This is a genomic window from Larkinella sp. C7 (genome assembly GCF_006149005.1).
In the GTDB taxonomy this organism is placed as follows: domain Bacteria; phylum Bacteroidota; class Bacteroidia; order Cytophagales; family Spirosomataceae; genus Larkinella.
Genome location: NZ_VBSL01000002.1, coordinates 160,973 through 176,940, shown reverse-complemented (window position 1 = coordinate 176,940; position 15,968 = coordinate 160,973). Strand labels below are relative to the sequence as shown.

At 52.5% G+C, this 15,968-nt stretch carries 11 protein-coding genes; 4 read left to right on the top strand and 7 right to left on the bottom strand.

What is annotated here, in order from left to right; genetic code table 11:
• Positions 1–6: 6 nt before the first annotated feature.
• The 3 genes from FH871_RS05830 to FH871_RS05820 form a co-directional block, all read right to left on the bottom strand.
• Positions 7–3,351, bottom strand: coding sequence for a DUF1553 domain-containing protein (locus FH871_RS05830; RefSeq protein ID WP_138990410.1), 3,345 nt, complete (start codon positions 3,349–3,351; stop codon positions 7–9).
• Positions 3,352–3,693: 342 nt separating this feature from the next.
• Positions 3,694–6,567 carry an outer membrane beta-barrel protein gene (locus FH871_RS05825; protein WP_138990409.1) on the bottom strand — a complete coding sequence of 958 codons (2,874 nt, stop codon included), beginning with the start codon at positions 6,565–6,567 and terminating at the stop codon, positions 3,694–3,696.
• A gap of 9 nt (positions 6,568–6,576) precedes the next feature.
• The gene (locus FH871_RS05820; RefSeq protein WP_138990408.1) at positions 6,577–7,413 is read right to left on the bottom strand and encodes a GLPGLI family protein; all 837 of its coding nucleotides are present in this window, start codon (positions 7,411–7,413) and stop codon (positions 6,577–6,579) included.
• A gap of 111 nt (positions 7,414–7,524) precedes the next feature.
• Here FH871_RS05820 and FH871_RS05815 point away from each other — a divergent pair, with 111 nt between their 5' ends.
• Complete coding sequence (locus FH871_RS05815) at positions 7,525–9,033, top strand: HAMP domain-containing sensor histidine kinase (protein ID WP_229317085.1); 1,509 nt, start codon at positions 7,525–7,527, stop codon at positions 9,031–9,033.
• Positions 9,034–9,141: 108 nt separating this feature from the next.
• Positions 9,142–9,819 (top strand): response regulator transcription factor, encoded by a 678-nt coding sequence (locus tag FH871_RS05810; protein ID WP_138990407.1) that lies wholly within the window; start codon positions 9,142–9,144, stop codon positions 9,817–9,819.
• 8 nt (positions 9,820–9,827) lie between these two features.
• Here the strand turns inward: FH871_RS05810 and FH871_RS05805 are convergent, their stop codons facing one another.
• From FH871_RS05805 to FH871_RS05795, 3 genes are all read right to left on the bottom strand, one after another.
• Entirely contained in the window at positions 9,828–10,604 is a 777-nt protein-coding gene (locus FH871_RS05805) for a hypothetical protein (RefSeq protein WP_138990406.1), read from the bottom strand.
• 92 nt (positions 10,605–10,696) lie between these two features.
• Complete coding sequence (locus tag FH871_RS05800) at positions 10,697–12,379, bottom strand: ELWxxDGT repeat protein (protein ID WP_138990405.1); 1,683 nt, start codon at positions 12,377–12,379, stop codon at positions 10,697–10,699.
• A 132-nt stretch (positions 12,380–12,511) separates the two neighbouring features.
• The gene (locus FH871_RS05795) at positions 12,512–13,243 is read right to left on the bottom strand and encodes a class I SAM-dependent methyltransferase (RefSeq protein WP_138990404.1); all 732 of its coding nucleotides are present in this window, start codon (positions 13,241–13,243) and stop codon (positions 12,512–12,514) included.
• A 36-nt stretch (positions 13,244–13,279) separates the two neighbouring features.
• On the opposite strand from FH871_RS05795, the gene FH871_RS05790 reads away from it, so the two are divergent.
• Positions 13,280–14,029, top strand: a complete 750-nt coding sequence (locus FH871_RS05790; RefSeq protein WP_138990403.1) for an ABC transporter substrate-binding protein — start codon at positions 13,280–13,282, stop codon at positions 14,027–14,029.
• On the opposite strand, the gene FH871_RS05785 is transcribed toward FH871_RS05790, so the two are convergent.
• Positions 14,021–15,289, bottom strand: coding sequence for a hypothetical protein (locus FH871_RS05785; protein ID WP_138990402.1), 1,269 nt, complete (start codon positions 15,287–15,289; stop codon positions 14,021–14,023). The genes FH871_RS05790 and FH871_RS05785 overlap by 9 nt on opposite strands.
• A 120-nt stretch (positions 15,290–15,409) precedes the next feature.
• Here FH871_RS05785 and FH871_RS05780 point away from each other — a divergent pair, with 120 nt between their 5' ends.
• A complete protein-coding gene (locus tag FH871_RS05780; protein WP_138990401.1) occupies positions 15,410–15,925 on the top strand; it encodes a DUF2911 domain-containing protein in 516 nt (171 codons plus the stop codon).
• Positions 15,926–15,968 lie beyond the last annotated feature (43 nt).

The window sequence follows — 15,968 nt, the reverse complement described above, 5'->3', positions numbered from 1 at the left end:
GGCACTTTATCGTTTGATCGTCGCTTCGTCGTAATTCAGAATGGTGTTGGCAACCATCGTGTAAGCCGCCAGTTCCGGGCCTTTCAACGTCGGGTCACGTTCGTATTCACCGGTTTTCAGGAGCGACTCGGCCCGTTGCGGAGCTTTCGCGAAGCCCTGATAGGCTTCAGCGTATAGCGCTTTCATCAAGGCCAACTCGCGGGGACGCGGGTTTCGGGAAACAATGGCCTGAAAAAAATACCGGATTCGCTCGTCCGCCGACGGTTTGGCCCGCATCGTTCGCTGGGCCAGCACCCGGGCGGCTTCCACAAATTGTGGGTCATTGAGCGTGACCAGTGCCTGCAACGGCGTGGCGGTTTTCTGCCGCCGAACCGTACACAAACTCCGGTCGGGCGAGTCAAAATTGAGCATCATCGGCGGGGGACTGGTCCGTTTCCAGATCGTATACATGCTGCGCCGGTATAAACTGTCGCCGTGTTGCTGGCGGTAGCTGATCGTATTGCGGGTCGCCAGGGCTTCCCAGATACCGGCAGGCTGATACGGGTATACGCTCGGTCCGCCAATTTTTCGAACCAACAAACCACTGGCCGCCAGTGCATTGTCGCGCACCTGTTCGGCAGAAAGCCGGTAGCTGCTGCCCCGGGCCAGCCACTTGTTGTCGGGATCGCGTTCAATTTCTTCCGGCGTGGCTTTGGACGATTGCTGGTAGGTGGCCGACAACACCATTCGTTTGATAAACCGCTTCGTATCCCAGCCTTCCTCCCGGAACTGAACCGCCAGCCAGTCCAGCAATTCGGGGTGCGATGGCAAATCGCCCTGGCTACCAAAATCTTCCTGCGTTTTGACAATGCCGTTGCCGAAGTAATTCTGCCAGAGCCGGTTGACCATCACGCGGGCGAACAACGGATGATCGTCCGCCAGCAACCATTGCGCCAGGCCCAGACGGTTTTGCGGATAGTCGGCGGGCAGTTTCCCCAGGCGAAGTGGCGTCTGGGAAGACACGGCTGCACCGGGCGCATCGTAGACGCCCCGGTTCAGGATGAAACTCTTCCGCTGCTGACTGGCGGGCAATTCCTGCATCACCATGACTTCGGGAATGTCGGACAAAACCGCCACTTCCTGCCCGCGCACGACCGACAGTTGCCGGTTCGTCTGAGCGAAGGTTGAATCGGCCGTGAGCAGATAATGTTCGAGCAGATGCTGCCGTTGCCGGGCTGTTCGCTGGCTTTCAGGGATGCGCACCAGATCGGCTACGGAATTGGAACCACCCGCCAGCGACTCAACTTCCAGGGCTGAAAGCCGCCGGTTGTAAATCCGGAGTTCGTCGACGGCAACCCCGTGGAGTGTCTTTTCCTGGGAGTCGTGACCAAGTTCAAACCCGAAAAATTTGCCCTGCTTGTTGGAGTTGAATTCCCCGTGCAACAGACCTTTGGTCAGGTTATCGGTAACGACATTCATGCGGGCGGGTTTGCCATCCACAAAAAACCGCACACCGGCGGCTTTGGCTCCGCCGTCATACGTGAGCGTCAGATTTTGCCAGCGGTGGAGCAGGAGTTTATCGACAGTCTTCAGTTCAATGCAATTGGCGGGCCAGACGTAACTCAGCAAAACCGTCAGCGTTTGGTCCGGATTCAGTTTGACCGAATAACCGCGATAACCTTCATTGGCGTAGTTAGTCCGGCGGAAAATCGCCCCTTCAACGCCTTTTTCGGCCGGATTGACCCAGATGCTGACTGAAAATTCCTGATTCCGTTCAAAATTGAGTCCCTTGCCAAACCGCTTCGGCGATTCCACGATTTTTCCGTTCACACGGTCAATCGTCTCCGACAGAATGCCAATCCCGCATTCACCCCGCAACGCCATCGCCTGACCGACTTTTCCGGCGGTTGGCAACGGTTTTCGCTCCTTATCACCGCTTAAGAAAGCGACAAAAGAAGGGTCGGCCCGGTTTTCGTAGGTGCCGTTCACCTCGGCATCCAGCGGCAAATGCACCAGCAAACCGCGGTTGAGCGTGGAGGTAAGCACCGGATTCACGGCCCAGTTGGCAAATGCTTTTTCGTAAAGCTGCGGTTGCAGGCGGGTTTCCAGTCGCTGGATTTTGGTTCGGATGAACTTCAGCGTTTGATCGACCTGCGGAGACGGGAGCATCACCGTCGGGCAGGCTTCGCCGTTGTGCGTAATTTGGCCGGTTTCTTTGTTCTGGTTGAAAAACGCAAATAGCGAATAATAGTCTTTCTGGCTGATCGGATCGTATTTGTGGTCGTGGCAACGAGCACACTCCATCGTCAGGCCCAGAAAAGCTTTGCCAAAAGTGTTGGCGCGGTCGGCCACGTATTCGATGCGGTATTCTTCGGGCACAATGCCGTTTTCACCACTTTGCGAATGCAAGCGGTTGAAAGCGGTGGCCAGTTCCCGCTCGCGTTGTGTCGTCGGATTGGCCGATTTGGGCATGAGATCCCCCGCAAGCTGTTCTTTCACAAACTGGTCGAAGGGTTTGTTCTGGTTGAACGATTGGATGACCCAGTCACGGTAGGGATACGCGTTCCGCATGGGGTCGTCCTGATACCCCTGCGAGTCGGCAAACCGGGCCAGATCCAGCCAGCTAACCGCTTGTTGTTCACCATACTGCGGAGATGCCAGTAGCATGTCCACCACCTGTTCATAGGCGTTAGGGGCGGTATTGTTTTGGAATGCTTCAACCACGGCGGGTGTGGGCGGGAGGCCCGTCAAATCCATATATACGCGCCGGAGCAGGGTTGCTTTTTCGGCTTTGGGCGACGGTTTTAAGCCCAGCTCCTTCATTGTTGCCAGCGTAAACCGATCGATTTCATTGCGAACCCAGGCGGTTTCTTCGTCGGAGGTAATGCCCCAGCGAGACAGAAAACTTTGCCCTACTTTTGGGACCGCCGGTTTTTCGATTTTCGTCAACGACCAGTGTTCCTTGTATTCCGCGCCCTGTTCGATCCACTTGATCAACACGGCTTTTTCCTCCGCCGTCAGCGTCAGGTTCGACTGGGGCGTGGGCATCACTTCTTCCGGATCGTGGCTCAGAATCCGCTTCACCAACTCACTTTTTCCGGCGTCACCCGGCACAATCGCCCGGCGTCCTTCCTTGTTTTCCTGCGTGGCCCCTTCAAAGTTTGCCAACTGCAAATCCGCTTCGATTTTGGCCTTGTCGGGGCCGTGGCATTTGAAACACCGGTCCGAAATGATGGGTTTGACGTGCAGGTTGTAGTCCACCGTTTCAGGCGTTTTTTCCAATGCCAACGCCACCGCTTCGGGCAGTTGAGCGGATTGACAGCCCACCAGACCCAGTACCGCAACAAACAGAAAGAAGTGAATCGTTTTCATACGAAAGAGACTACCACACGAATTACCATCATACGGTTTTTAGGCGGGCTGAATTAACAGATCAACCTGTTGTCCTATACGCTAAAATAACACAGAATCAAGGGTTTTGCTATTCAATAACCCTGATTCTGCGGAAATGCCTAAATCCCACCCCATGCTACAAAGCCGGGAGCGGGACATTTTTACTACATTTCAATCAACCGAATGAATACCCCTAATCAGCCTGAAAGGCTGAAATAGCTTAGCCCCGGATGCAATGCGGGGAATGTGGAGTATTGGTAATACAAAAACGGGAAATTTGGAATGTCGGTAATTCGTCATCCGGGGAATGCGAAATCCAAATTAATTCATTCGCCCCGGTCGTTGCATCCCCCGTTGCGGGAAACTCTGATCCCGGTTTTGCCGGTCGGTTCGGGGCTGGGGGCCGCTGCCAAATCTCCGCAGGTTGTACGTAAAGCTGAGCATAAAATACCGGTTCAGCACCCGGCTTTGCGTTTCTTCGGTGTACGTTTCCGTCACATTCCGGCTGATGCTGCGGTTCTGATTCAATAAATCGTATACCTGTAATTTTAATTCCCCCTGTCGGTTTTTGAAAAATTGGCGGGTTAAGGCCACGTTCCAGAGCGTAAAATTCTGAACCGATCCGGCCGATTTTCCCGAGTAGTTATTGTACGTAACATCCGTCGTAACAACCAGCCGGAAAGGCAGTTGGTAATACAGATCACCACTGAGCGATTTGTTAAAATACTCGGTATTCTGGTTCGTTTGCAGGGAATATAAAGCCGTCTGGTAACTGAGGTTGCCGCTTAGCCCGAATTCGAGCTTTTCATCGAAATTCGAGTTGATGCGGGCGCTCTGACTGAACGTCCAGTTTTGCGACCGGTTGGTCTGGCTATTGACCAGACTGACGCCCCGGTTGAAGTTGATGTTGCTCGTCAGATTCACATTGGCTTTGAGGGGCTGGATGCGCCGACCGATGGCCAGGAATGCCATCACGTTGTAATAACCGTTGGTGTTAACAGGTTGCGTCGTTTGCGCGCCCTGGTTGGTAAATGTCGTGGCATTCACGATTTTGTTGTTGGTTTGGGTCGCATTCAGCATGGCGAACACGCTGCGGAAGGTCGTTTGCTGAAAATTGTTGTAGTTCAGCGAAACGGTGTTGCTAAACTCCTGTTTCAGATCCGGATTCCCCAGCCGGATGTTCAGCGGATTGGTGTTGTCGGCCACGGGCTGCAACTGCGACACGGAAGGAGCGTTGGTGCGACTCCGGTAATTGAACCGCAGCGTCCGGTTTTTACTGAAGTTATACGTAAACATCGCATTCGGCAGCACGTTGGTAAAGCTTTTGTTCAGACTGACGTCTCTTGTCTGGTTATCGCTGTGGAGATTAGCCTGTTGCATGTCAAAACCCAGCGCGTAGGTGTACTTCAGCCGTTTGTTTTGCAGCGTAGAACCGACCCGGTTTGTCATGTAGTTATTCACAAAGTTATTGCTCAACGATGGGTTAAATTCCGTGTAGTCTTTGGTCCCTTCATCGTAGTCGTTTACCGTTCGGTTGGAGGTATTACGGTTGTTGGAATAATTGTAATGAAACTCCAGCGTTTTGCTGAGCGAAAGCGGTTCGGTATACGTCAGGTTAATCGAGTTGGTCACCGACTTGCTGGTTTGTTCATTCCGTTGATCGATGTTCTGGTTATTCCGGCCGCCGGTTTGCCCGAAAAACTGGTTGAGGGATTGGTTGATGCCATCGGTATTCTGGTTGTTGACGGCAATGTTCCAGTTCAGGGATAACGTCCGTCCTTTGCGTTTGAACTTCCGCATCAGGAGCGCGTTATTATTTCCCGAAATCCCGTTTCCGGTCGAATTGTAATTCGTGTTGCTGGTGTTGATCAGGTTCGTTGAATCCAGTTGTTCGACGCTGGAAATCGCGTCATTGGTCAGCGTTTGCGATTGATTAATGCTCTGGTATTCAGAATTTTGTAGGGTAAAGCCGGGGGTGATTCGCAGCGTCGTCAACGAATCGATCTGGTAATTGAATCGCAGGTTGAACCGGTGGCTGGTGACCTGATTACGCGATGTACTGTTCTGGTTGACCTGGTAGGAAGTGTCGGGCAGCGCATACTGTCGGCGGCTTTGCTGATCGGTTACGGTATTGAGGTCGTTCAGAAAATAACTCCCGGCCACATCCACTTTCTTGCTCCATTGGTCACGGTAGTTTAAACCACCCGCCAGCGTCCGGGTGATCGCGTTGGTATTTCCGCCATTGCCCCCTCCGCCACCCCGGCCACTCGCCACAATCAGGCCCCCACCGCCAAAATTGGCACCCAGTCCGGCGCCCCCGCCAAACATATTCTGCCCGGTGAAGCCCTGCTGGTTGATGTTATTCGCTTGCCCGATCAGTGAAATCTGCTGGTTGCCGTTGAACCGGTTCAGGTTCAGCCGGGCCGCGTAGCGGACGTCGTCGTTCGTCTCGTTCGGTCCGGCACCGATGGATTGCTGGCCGAAATAACCCTTCCGCTTGTCTTTTTTGGTTACCAGATTGATGGTTTTGTTTCGGTCACCGTCGTCAATTCCCGAAAATTGCGACTGATCGGACTGCTGATCGTACATCTGGACTTTGTCGATGATGTCGGCAGGGAGGTTGCGGGTGGCCATTTTTGGGTCATCGCCAAAGAACGGTTTTCCATCGACCAACACCCTTTTTACCTCCTGACCCTGCGCCTTGATGGTTCCGTCGCGATCCACTTCCACGCCCGGCAGTTTCTTCAACATATTCTCCACCATTGCATTGGGCTGGGTTTTAAACGCTCCGGCGTTAAACTCGACCGTATCCTGTTTGATGACAATCGGCGGCCCTTCCTGTTTTACCACTACTTCGTTGAGGTTGACCGCCTGGGTAGTCATTTCAAGTGTTCCGGCGTCGGTCACCGGTTTGTCGGCGGTAATGGCAATCCGCTTTGATTTGTTCCGGTACCCAACATACGTAATCAGCAGCCGATAGGTCCCCACCGCCACATTTTTGAACGTAAATTCCCCGTCTCCGTTGGTAATCATGAAGGTGACGACCGACGAATCACGCACCGACAGCAGGGAAACCGTCGCTTCCATCAGCGGTTTTCGCGTGGTAGAGTCGACCACCGCACCCCGGAGCTGCGACTGGGCGACCGCCGTCGTCAGACTGATTAAAAGAAAGAAGACAGGGAGAAGTGAGCGCATGGTAGTTGGTCAGTTCCGATTTTGAAAAGTATTCATCATTTGCTGGCGCATGTCGGCCATGGCTTTTTGCCGGATGGTGTTCAGCTCTTCGGGTGTTACTACCTGGGCGGTTTGGGGTAGCATAACGTCACTTTCCTTCACATCCTGGGCGGCAATTTTGGTCGCTTTAAAGGCTTCGTTGTCACTCTCGATTTGCAAAACCACGCCTTTTTCGGGCGTCAGGCTGCTGATGGGGGAGTAAGTAAACGGCAATTCCGTGGTATACCAGACGGTATAAGACATGTTCTTGAAGGGAACCGTTGCTTTCTTGCAGAGATAGCCCGCAATTTTCTTCGTTTTGTCGGTTTCCTGCCAGCCCGTCACCCGTTTCTGTGGAATTTCGGTTTGGTAGAAACGGGTGACCGAATCTTTTTTGATCGCCAACACCTCGACGGTTTTCTGGGCTGCCAGATCGTAATACACGGCACGCTCGAAGGGGCGGCCATTGAAATTGCGATTTCCGCGTCCTTCAGGGCCACCGGGTCCGGGGCCTGGTCCGCCACCACCATCCTGTATTACCTGCCGGACCATGATCCCGCCACCGCTGTTGCGGTCCTGTTCTTCCTTGCCGTGGGTCCCTGAGAAAATAAAATGCTGAACAAAAGACCGCGTTTCGGGCATACCTGCGGGGGCATCGGCACCATCCGGCCGTACTTCCTGGCCGTTGATTACCATTTTGATTTGGGAAAAGTCGATTTTTTGCATGACTTCATACGAAATCTTGCCGGCTGTAGGCTGGGCGTTGGCCAGTTGGGTCGCCAAATGAAGGCCGATGAGGGCAGCGGTTACGATTCTGAATTGTTTCATGACTATGAAGGAGTGAAATGATGACTGGAAAATGGTGGAACAAAGATGGGGCGATTGGATGTAAAGCACTGTTATTTAGTGTTAAACAGTGTTAACATCATTGGAAAGCCGATGAAAAAGCGGGTATTTTTGTACATGATGAAACAGCGCATCCGGTCGATTTTTGTTCTGATGACGGTTTGTATTCTGGGCGTCCTTGGTTTTCAGGGCTACTGGCTCTACACCAGCTATCAATTGCACGAGCAGCAGTTTCGGCGGACGGTGCGGGGTGCGTTCATTTCGGCGGTTGAAAAGCAGCAGTTCAACGACGCCCATCAACTGGTTCGGGGCGAAATCCGTTCCGACGAACCACGTCGGCGGTTTCATTTTCGCCCGATGGAATCGGAAGAGGATCTCCCGGAAAGTCGCATGGCATTTGACCGGCGCACTGACAGTGCTTTTGTCACCGTCACCGATTCGCAGCCGGTAAGAGTCCAGGTGATGAATTACCGGATTAAACGGCAATCTCGTTCGTCGAAAGACCGTATTTTTATCGATACAATGGCCCGGAAAATTACTAAAATGCTGATTTTGAACTGGGCGGGCGACCATCAATTCAACCTGAAAAAATTCGATTCGACCTATCAGGCGGAATTGCGCCTGCGCGATGTCGAGGCCACTTATCAACTGGACACGATTCAGTTAAATCCGGATATATTCCGTCAGCAGTTGGACAACCCGATGCGTACCGGTACGCCCATCAAAACTCCGCCGATGCCCATCAATCCGGTAAAGAACCAGTTTCTGCAAGCGTCTTTTGAGAGTCCCACGGGGTACATTCTGCGGAAGATGGACTGGCTGCTGGCGGGTTCGACGCTGTTGATGGCCCTGACGACCTGGTGTTTTCTGTATATGCTGTCGACGATTCTGAAACAGAAAAAGCTGTCGGAAATCAAGAACGATTTCATCAACAACATGACGCACGAACTGAAAACGCCAATTGCGACGGTTTCGGCGGCTGTGGAAGCCATGCAGCATTTCGGGGCGCTGAATGACGCACAGAAAACCCACACGTATTTGAACATTTCAAAAAATGAACTGCAACGGCTGTCTGATCTGGTGGAGAAGGTGCTGAACATGGCGGTCGACGAAAAAAAGGAACTGGAACTGAACCGCGAGTGGCTCAAGCCTTCCGAACTGATTCAGGAGGTGGTCGGAAATCATCAGTTGAAAGCCTCAGCGGGCGCACCGGTTAAACTCGTGGCCATTGAAGTAGAAACCGTTCCGGAAAATGCCCAGGTTCAGGCCGACCGGCTGCACCTGGGCAACGCCATCAACAACCTGATTGATAACGCCATCAAGTATTCGCAGGAGTCGGTTCAAATCCTGATCAACAGCCGGGCCGACGAATCGGGCTGGCGGCTGACGGTGGAAGACAACGGCAACGGCATTCCGAAAGTGTATCACGAGGTGATTTTCGACCGGTTTTTTCGGGTTCCGACGGGGAACCTTCATCCGGTAAAAGGCTTCGGGCTGGGGCTATCGTACGTCCGGCAGGTCGTCGAGAAGCATGGTGGTCGCATCGAAGTTTCGAGCGAACCGGGGCGGGGGAGTGTGTTTGTAATCTGGATACCGAATTAAAGGAGTTGTTACACAGAGTTAATCGGAGGGCATCAGAGAAAAAGTTAAAAAAACACCCCTGATACCCTCTGATTTTCTCCGATCGACTCTGTGTAATAACCAAAAACGATGGCAACCGTATTATTGATTGAAGATGAGCTTTCGTTGGGCCTGATTGTCCGGGACAGCCTGGAGGTTCGCGGGTTTGCGGTTTTGTTTGCCGCTGACGGCGAGGAAGGCTATGCGTTGTTTGTCGCCCACGCCCCCGACGTGGTGGTGGCGGATGTGATGATGCCCAAACTCGACGGTTTTTCGCTGGCCGCCCGTATTCGGCAAACCGACCCGTACGTTCCGATCATCTTCCTGACGGCCCGTTCCCAAACCGCCGATGTGGTCCGGGGTTTTGAGTTGGGCGGGAATGACTACCTGAAAAAACCGTTCAGCATCGATGAATTGATTGTCCGCATTCAGGCCCTGCTGAACCGGAACCAGGCCATTCGCCCGACCACGCCGGATCGTTTGCCGATTGGGCATTACCATTTCGATTATCCCAAACAGAAACTGGCGTTCAACGGAAAAGAAACGCCGATGTCACACCGCGAAGCCGAACTACTGAAGCGGCTCTACGAACAGCGGAATCAGGTGCTGGAACGCTCCGTCGTGTTGCTGGATTTGTGGGGAGACGACAGTTTTTTCAACGGACGGAGCCTGGACGTGTTCATTACGCGACTTCGTCGTTACCTTAAAGATGATCCGCAGGTGCAGATTGTGAATGTAAGAGGGGTGGGGTATAAGTTGATTGTGTGAAATGTCAATCACTCCAACGATGTCGGCAATTGCTCCGGTTTGTCGCCATTTTCGCTCAGCCAGTGACTCACATCGGCCTGCGGATTTTCGCGGAGGTGACGGGCCAGGCGGTGGGCGGTTTCGAACGAAAACTGCGGCACCAGATCGACAATCGGGTACTGATACACCATGCCCGGTTTGTTGGACTTCACCTTTTTGACTTTCAGCAAAAACGGCAAATACTGCACGCTGCCGAAGAGTTTTTTGTATTCATCGAACTTGTTGCGCAGGTTCGGAATGGTGGTCTGGACGGCGCGGGTGCTGAACTGCCAGTAACCCAGCAGCGGAATGTCGCGAATGACAAACCGCAACGTCAAAACCGGCAACCACTTGATCAGTTTCGCTTTGCCGGGATGGAGGTTTTTCTGTAAAAAAGCGACGGTTTCCTCCTGAATTTGCGGGCGTTTTTCGACGGTCGTGACGGCGTATTTTTTTAGCTCGTCGTTCCAGATGTGGAAGGTGTGATTGTCGCCATAACCAAAGAGCTTGCCGTCGGCGGTGCGGATTTCGAGTCGCTCATTGCAGACGATTTCTTCCTGATCGGAATAAAACAGGATGGGCAATTCGGTGATGGTTTCGCCGTAGACTTTGTGGACGGCTTCGGCATGATCCCCGCGAATGCGAAAACTGTCGATGCTGCTCGGAACCACCTGCCCCGACCGCTCCACTTTCTCGCCCACGGCGATCCGCCCTAATTCCGTCAGCGCCGAGGACGGCGACGGGGTATTGCCCGATTGAATACGCATGTTGTTGTTTACCTTCGATTCGCTGGACAAATATAGGCATTCGGCAAGATCTATCAGCATCTTTAAGAAGGCCGGTGGGGCGGATATACCCGTCAATCCGACTTCAAAACCTTAACCGTCTGCTCCTGGTCCCCCGCCCTGGCGCGTAGCAACAACATCCCCGCTGGCTGGCGGCTCACATCGAACGTCTGACGCTCGACGGCGCGGGGCTGGGCAATCTGCCGGGTTTCAATCAGTTCACCTTTCACAGTCACCAATTGAAGCTGGATTGGCTGATGGGCGGCTCCGCGAATATCGACTGTGAGCGCGTTTTGTGCCGGATTGGGCAGCAAAGTCAACTGGAGCGCGGTCGGAGCAATTTCCTCTGACGAAGCCGCCACCCGGCCTGCCGGACAAATGTAACATTGGGCGTATTTGTACAATTCCATGCCGGACGTTCCGTCGGTGGCCCAGAACAAAACCGTCGTGCTGCTCAACGCCATAAAACCGGTGGAAGCCGAATTGCCGGTCGGGTGGATGTCGTCGAGCATCGCAGTGCCGACGACGGTTCCGGTTGATTTCCACGGCTCCAGGTAGTGAAAAAACAGTCGGTTGTTGACCGAACGCAGGCTGGAAAATGGGGTCGAGCCAGCCCCCAATACAAGGTCGACTACCTGAACGGTTCCGGCTGGTGTTCCGTCTGATTTCCAGAGTTCGGTGCCCTTGATACCGTCGTTGGCCGTGAAATAGAGGGTGTTGTTGACGCGCGTCAGATAGGAGGGAAACGACGCGCCCCCGGCATTGATGTTTTTGACCAAAACCGTACCGCCCGAAGTGCCGTCCGATTTCCAGAGTTCGGTGTCGCCATTGACCGTTGCCCGGAAAAAAAGCGTTCCGTTCACCACTTCCAAATCCTGCGGCTGACCACTGCTGCTACCGGCTGCCAGATTTTTGACCATTACCGTTCCGGCCAGCGTTCCGTCCGATTGCCAGAGTTCCGTCCCATTCGTGCCATCGTTGGCGGTCATGTAGAGCATTCCGTTCATCACCACCATTTCGAACAGATTGCTCGAACCGGCCGGATGAATATTTTTGACCAAAACCGTACCGGCGTCCGTTCCGTCCGACTTCCAGAGTTCCTCGCCATTGACACCGTCATCGGCCACAAAGTAAGCAGTGCTTCCCAGAACCGCCATTTTTCGCATGTAATTCGGAACCGAATTGCCGCTTGGATTGATGTCTTTGACCAGAACCGTACCGCCCACGGTTCCGTCCGACTTCCAGAGTTCCTCGCCGGTTGTTGCGCCGGTAGCCACGAAAAAAAGTGTTCCGTTTACATTCGTAAGGCCGCGCGGATTGGCGTCTCCGCCCGGAAGAATGTCTTTGACCAAAACCGTTCCGGCCGCCGTCCCGTCCGATTTATACAACGCCCGGCCCGAACTGCCGGTGGCGACAAAATAGAGCGTACCGTTGACTTCCGTGAGCCAGTCCGGATTGGACGATCCGGCCGGGTTGATATTTTTTAGTAAAACCGTGCTGGCTTCCGTGCCGGTTGTTTTCCAGAGTTCAGTTCCATTAGCCGCCGTGTTGGCGGCAAAATAAACCGTGCCATTCATTTCGACAGCGGTGGTTCCATCACCCGATACGTATGAATTGGCGGAACCGGGATTAATGTCTTTTACCCGGGTTACGTAGTACGACGACGGCAAGGCTGTAAACTGGGCGATGGCTGGCAATCCGCATCCGCCCAAGCACCCGGCCAGGACCCATTTGAAGAGATTGTAGGGTGATTTCATGCTGATTATCTTTACGCATTGGTATGATAAACGTAATGATTATCAGTGGGTTTAAAAAGATAAATTGAGCTTGTGGCAATTCGGATGAAGGATGAAACAAAGGGAATGACGCAAGCGGAGAAACGCCAGAATTTACCGTTTCGTTTTCCGACCCACTACGCCCGTTGCACAGCCAAAAAAATACGATTGATAGGTCACCTCAAGCCCTTCATTCATCAGGTACGTTGCGAATTTTTGACAGTTTTCAAATTTTTGACAATAGACACCCAACATGCGGTATTCGTCCGCACTATTCAGAAATAATTTGCCAATTAATGGAATGATTTTTTTCAGGTAGAAGAGGTATAAACCGTGCAGGATCCAGCCTTTGGGGGCTGATATTTCTACAAATGAAAAGGAACCGCCGGGTTTTAAAAGCCGGTTAACTTCACGGGCAAGCGCCCATGTTTGGAAATCATTAAAGGTTTTCAGACCGAAGGTAGAGATAACAAAATCGGCGGAGTTCGACTCAAAATGGTTGTTCAGAACGTCACACTGGACCAATTCGACCGCCCGGTTTCTGACTTTCTCGCGGTGAAGTGCGGCTTTTTGCATCATAACGGGCGAAATGTCAACGGCAATCAGCGTTCCTTCTGCATTCAGTTTGGGAAGAATATGACCCCAGGCTTCGCCCATTCCGGTCATTAAGTCATAACCGACGGAGTTGGGGGCAATCGAAGGCAGATTTTTAAGACAGGCTGCCCGCCACCGTTCCGTAAACCCGAATGACGAAATATAATTGGCAGTTCCATACGTTTTGGACATTTTATCGAACAGGGATTTGATATATTCCGGATCATAAATAGTTTCGGGATTGCCAGTCATGGATTATCGATATTTGTTACCCAAAGCTACAAAAGAATGCAGCCCCAACGCATCATTTCCGTCGTTCCTTCCCAAACCGAACTGCTCTATGATCTGGGGCTTGATCAGGCAATTGTGGGGATTACCAAATTCTGCATTCATCCGGCGGACAAGGTGAAAGATAAGTTCAAGGTTGGTGGCACAAAAACACTGCATCTTGACCAAATTCACGACCTGAAACCGGACTTTATTTTGGCCAACAAAGAAGAAAATACCCGCGAACAAATCGAAGAATTGCAACGTCATTATCCTGTTCATGTCACGGACGTCAATACTGTCCCGGATGCGCTGGCGATGATTCGGGAGGTTAGTGAACTCGTCGGAAGAGGCCGGAAAGGGGAGGAATTGGCAAAGCAAATCGAAGACACTTTTTACAATTTCAAATCTGTAGCAGTTTTTGGCCCTTCCGTCGCGTATTTCATCTGGCGAAAACCGTACATGGTCGCGGCCAACCAGACTTTTATTCATTCGATGCTGGAACTGGCCGGTTTTCAGAATGCATTTGGGGGCTTAACACGCTACCCCGAAGTGACCGAAAGCGATCTGAAAACCGCCCAACCCGATCTGATTTTTCTATCGTCGGAACCGTATCCATTTTCGGAAAAACACACCACCGAACTACAGGAAGTTTGCCCAAGCTCGAAGATAGTGCTGGTCGATGGGGAAATTTTTAGCTGGTACGGAAGCCGGTTATTAAAATCGGCAGGTTACATTCGGCAATTGCGACAGAGCCTCGGGTTACAGTAAAACCGCATTGATTTGATGATCGTAAAACCGGGCCGATTTCACCGCGCCGGTGCCCTGAAAATAATAGCGTAGTCCGACAATCTTGCCCGCATCTTCCTGGAACCGGCCTTCGTAAGCGAGTTTTTCGTTCACAAAGACCTTTGCCAGTTTGTCTTTTACCTCGCAGCGAATGGTTACCCAATCGGAAAAGTCGACGCCAAAACCGGAGAGGTCTTTGGTTTTTCCCGAAATGTGAGTTCCGTTAAACGACAGATTCAATTCACCAACACAGCCTTTTCGGGACAACTGTAGAAAGTGCATGCCTTTGGAACAGAGCATCATAATGCCCACATGCTGGCAAACGGCATCGAAGCGGTTGAACGTACTTTTTACTTCCGTTTCAAATCCGAACGTACTGCCGGACAATTCGCCCAGGGGTTGCACATAATGCAGGCTGGTGTTCGGAACGCTTTTCTGAAAATCGATACCTTGTTCAGTTAGATCGGTTTCGGTCAGCTCAATGGTGCCATTCCGCCGGATTTGTTTGTCCGGGAAATACACCGGAATCGAATCACGGTTGATGGTGCCGAGCCAGCCGTCGGTTTTGATGTACAAATCGTGTTCTTTCACGATGGAGTCGTTCAACACGAGCTTGGCGCGGAAATAACCGGGGTAAAAATAGGTGCTGGCGTATTGGTGTCCGTCTTTATCGACCCGAAAACGCAGTTTCGGATTCCAGCTTTGCTGGATAAAAACACTGTCGGCGTTGGAGTCCGTGGCGTCGTATTGGAACAAAACCGTGTTCGGAAGTCCTTTGGCGACCGGGCGACTGCTGAAGGTCACTTCGCCAATGTATAACGGTTTTGCCCGCTTCTGAAATGCCCAGATGCCGACCAATCCCAGCACCACGAACACGCCAACGACCCACGGCCAGCGGATCGCGGAAGGGCGGGAAACCGGAACGGGAGCGCTTTGAACCGGAAGGGACGGAGCGGTTTCTTCAGCGGTAAGAACCGGCTGCTTCCGGAATTCCCGCCAGTTGTCGTAGCCCACAAACTGCGCGAGCGTATTAAGCGTTGTGGCGGTTGGCGCACTGTCGTAGCGAACCTTGCCCCAGATGCGTTTCAGGGTGCTGACACTGAGGGTGATGCCGGTTTCGGCTGCAATGCGTTCGCTCAGGGCTTCAAAATCCTGGTTTTGCCACTGGCTGCTGTCGCCCCAACCCACTTTTTCTTCGATCAGCAGGCGGCACTGCTGTAAATTATCGTCTTCGGTAGTCATTGGCAATCAGCGTGAATCAACTTGAACAGGCTTGAACAAGGGCCGGACTACCAACTTTCGGAAGATTTTTCCACCTTTGTCCGGTTCATTATTCCAACAACCAAAGTTACATAAACCAACATGAAAAAATTGCTCGTTATCACAACATTGCTGTTGCTCGCCCAAACGACTTTTGCCCAGGACGACAAATCGAAACGCCCCAGCCCGCCCGCACAGGCTCAGCAAACGGTGGGTGGCAAAACCATCACCATCGACTACAGCCAGCCATCGGTTAAAGGCCGGAACGTTTGGGACCCGGCGGGTAAAGTAGCCCCAATCGGAAAAGTCTGGCGGACGGGCGCGAACGAAACCACCACCATCGAGTTTTCGGAGGATGTGAAGCTGGAAGGAAAACCGGTTGCCAAAGGGAAGTACGCACTTTTTACGATTCCCGGCGAAAAAGACTGGACGGTTATCATCAACAAGGGCATCAAATGGGGCGCCTTCACCTACAAGGAAGAGGAGGATGTCGTGCGCGTAACGGTTCCGGCAAAAAAAGCCAAAAGCTTTCAGGAAAAATTTATGATCGATATCTCCAAGAAGGGAGATGTCTCGATGGTGTGGGCCGACACGAAGGTTGATTTCAACGTGAAGTAAATCCTGCTGGCCGAATCGGTAAACAGCAAGAAGAAGGGTTGAC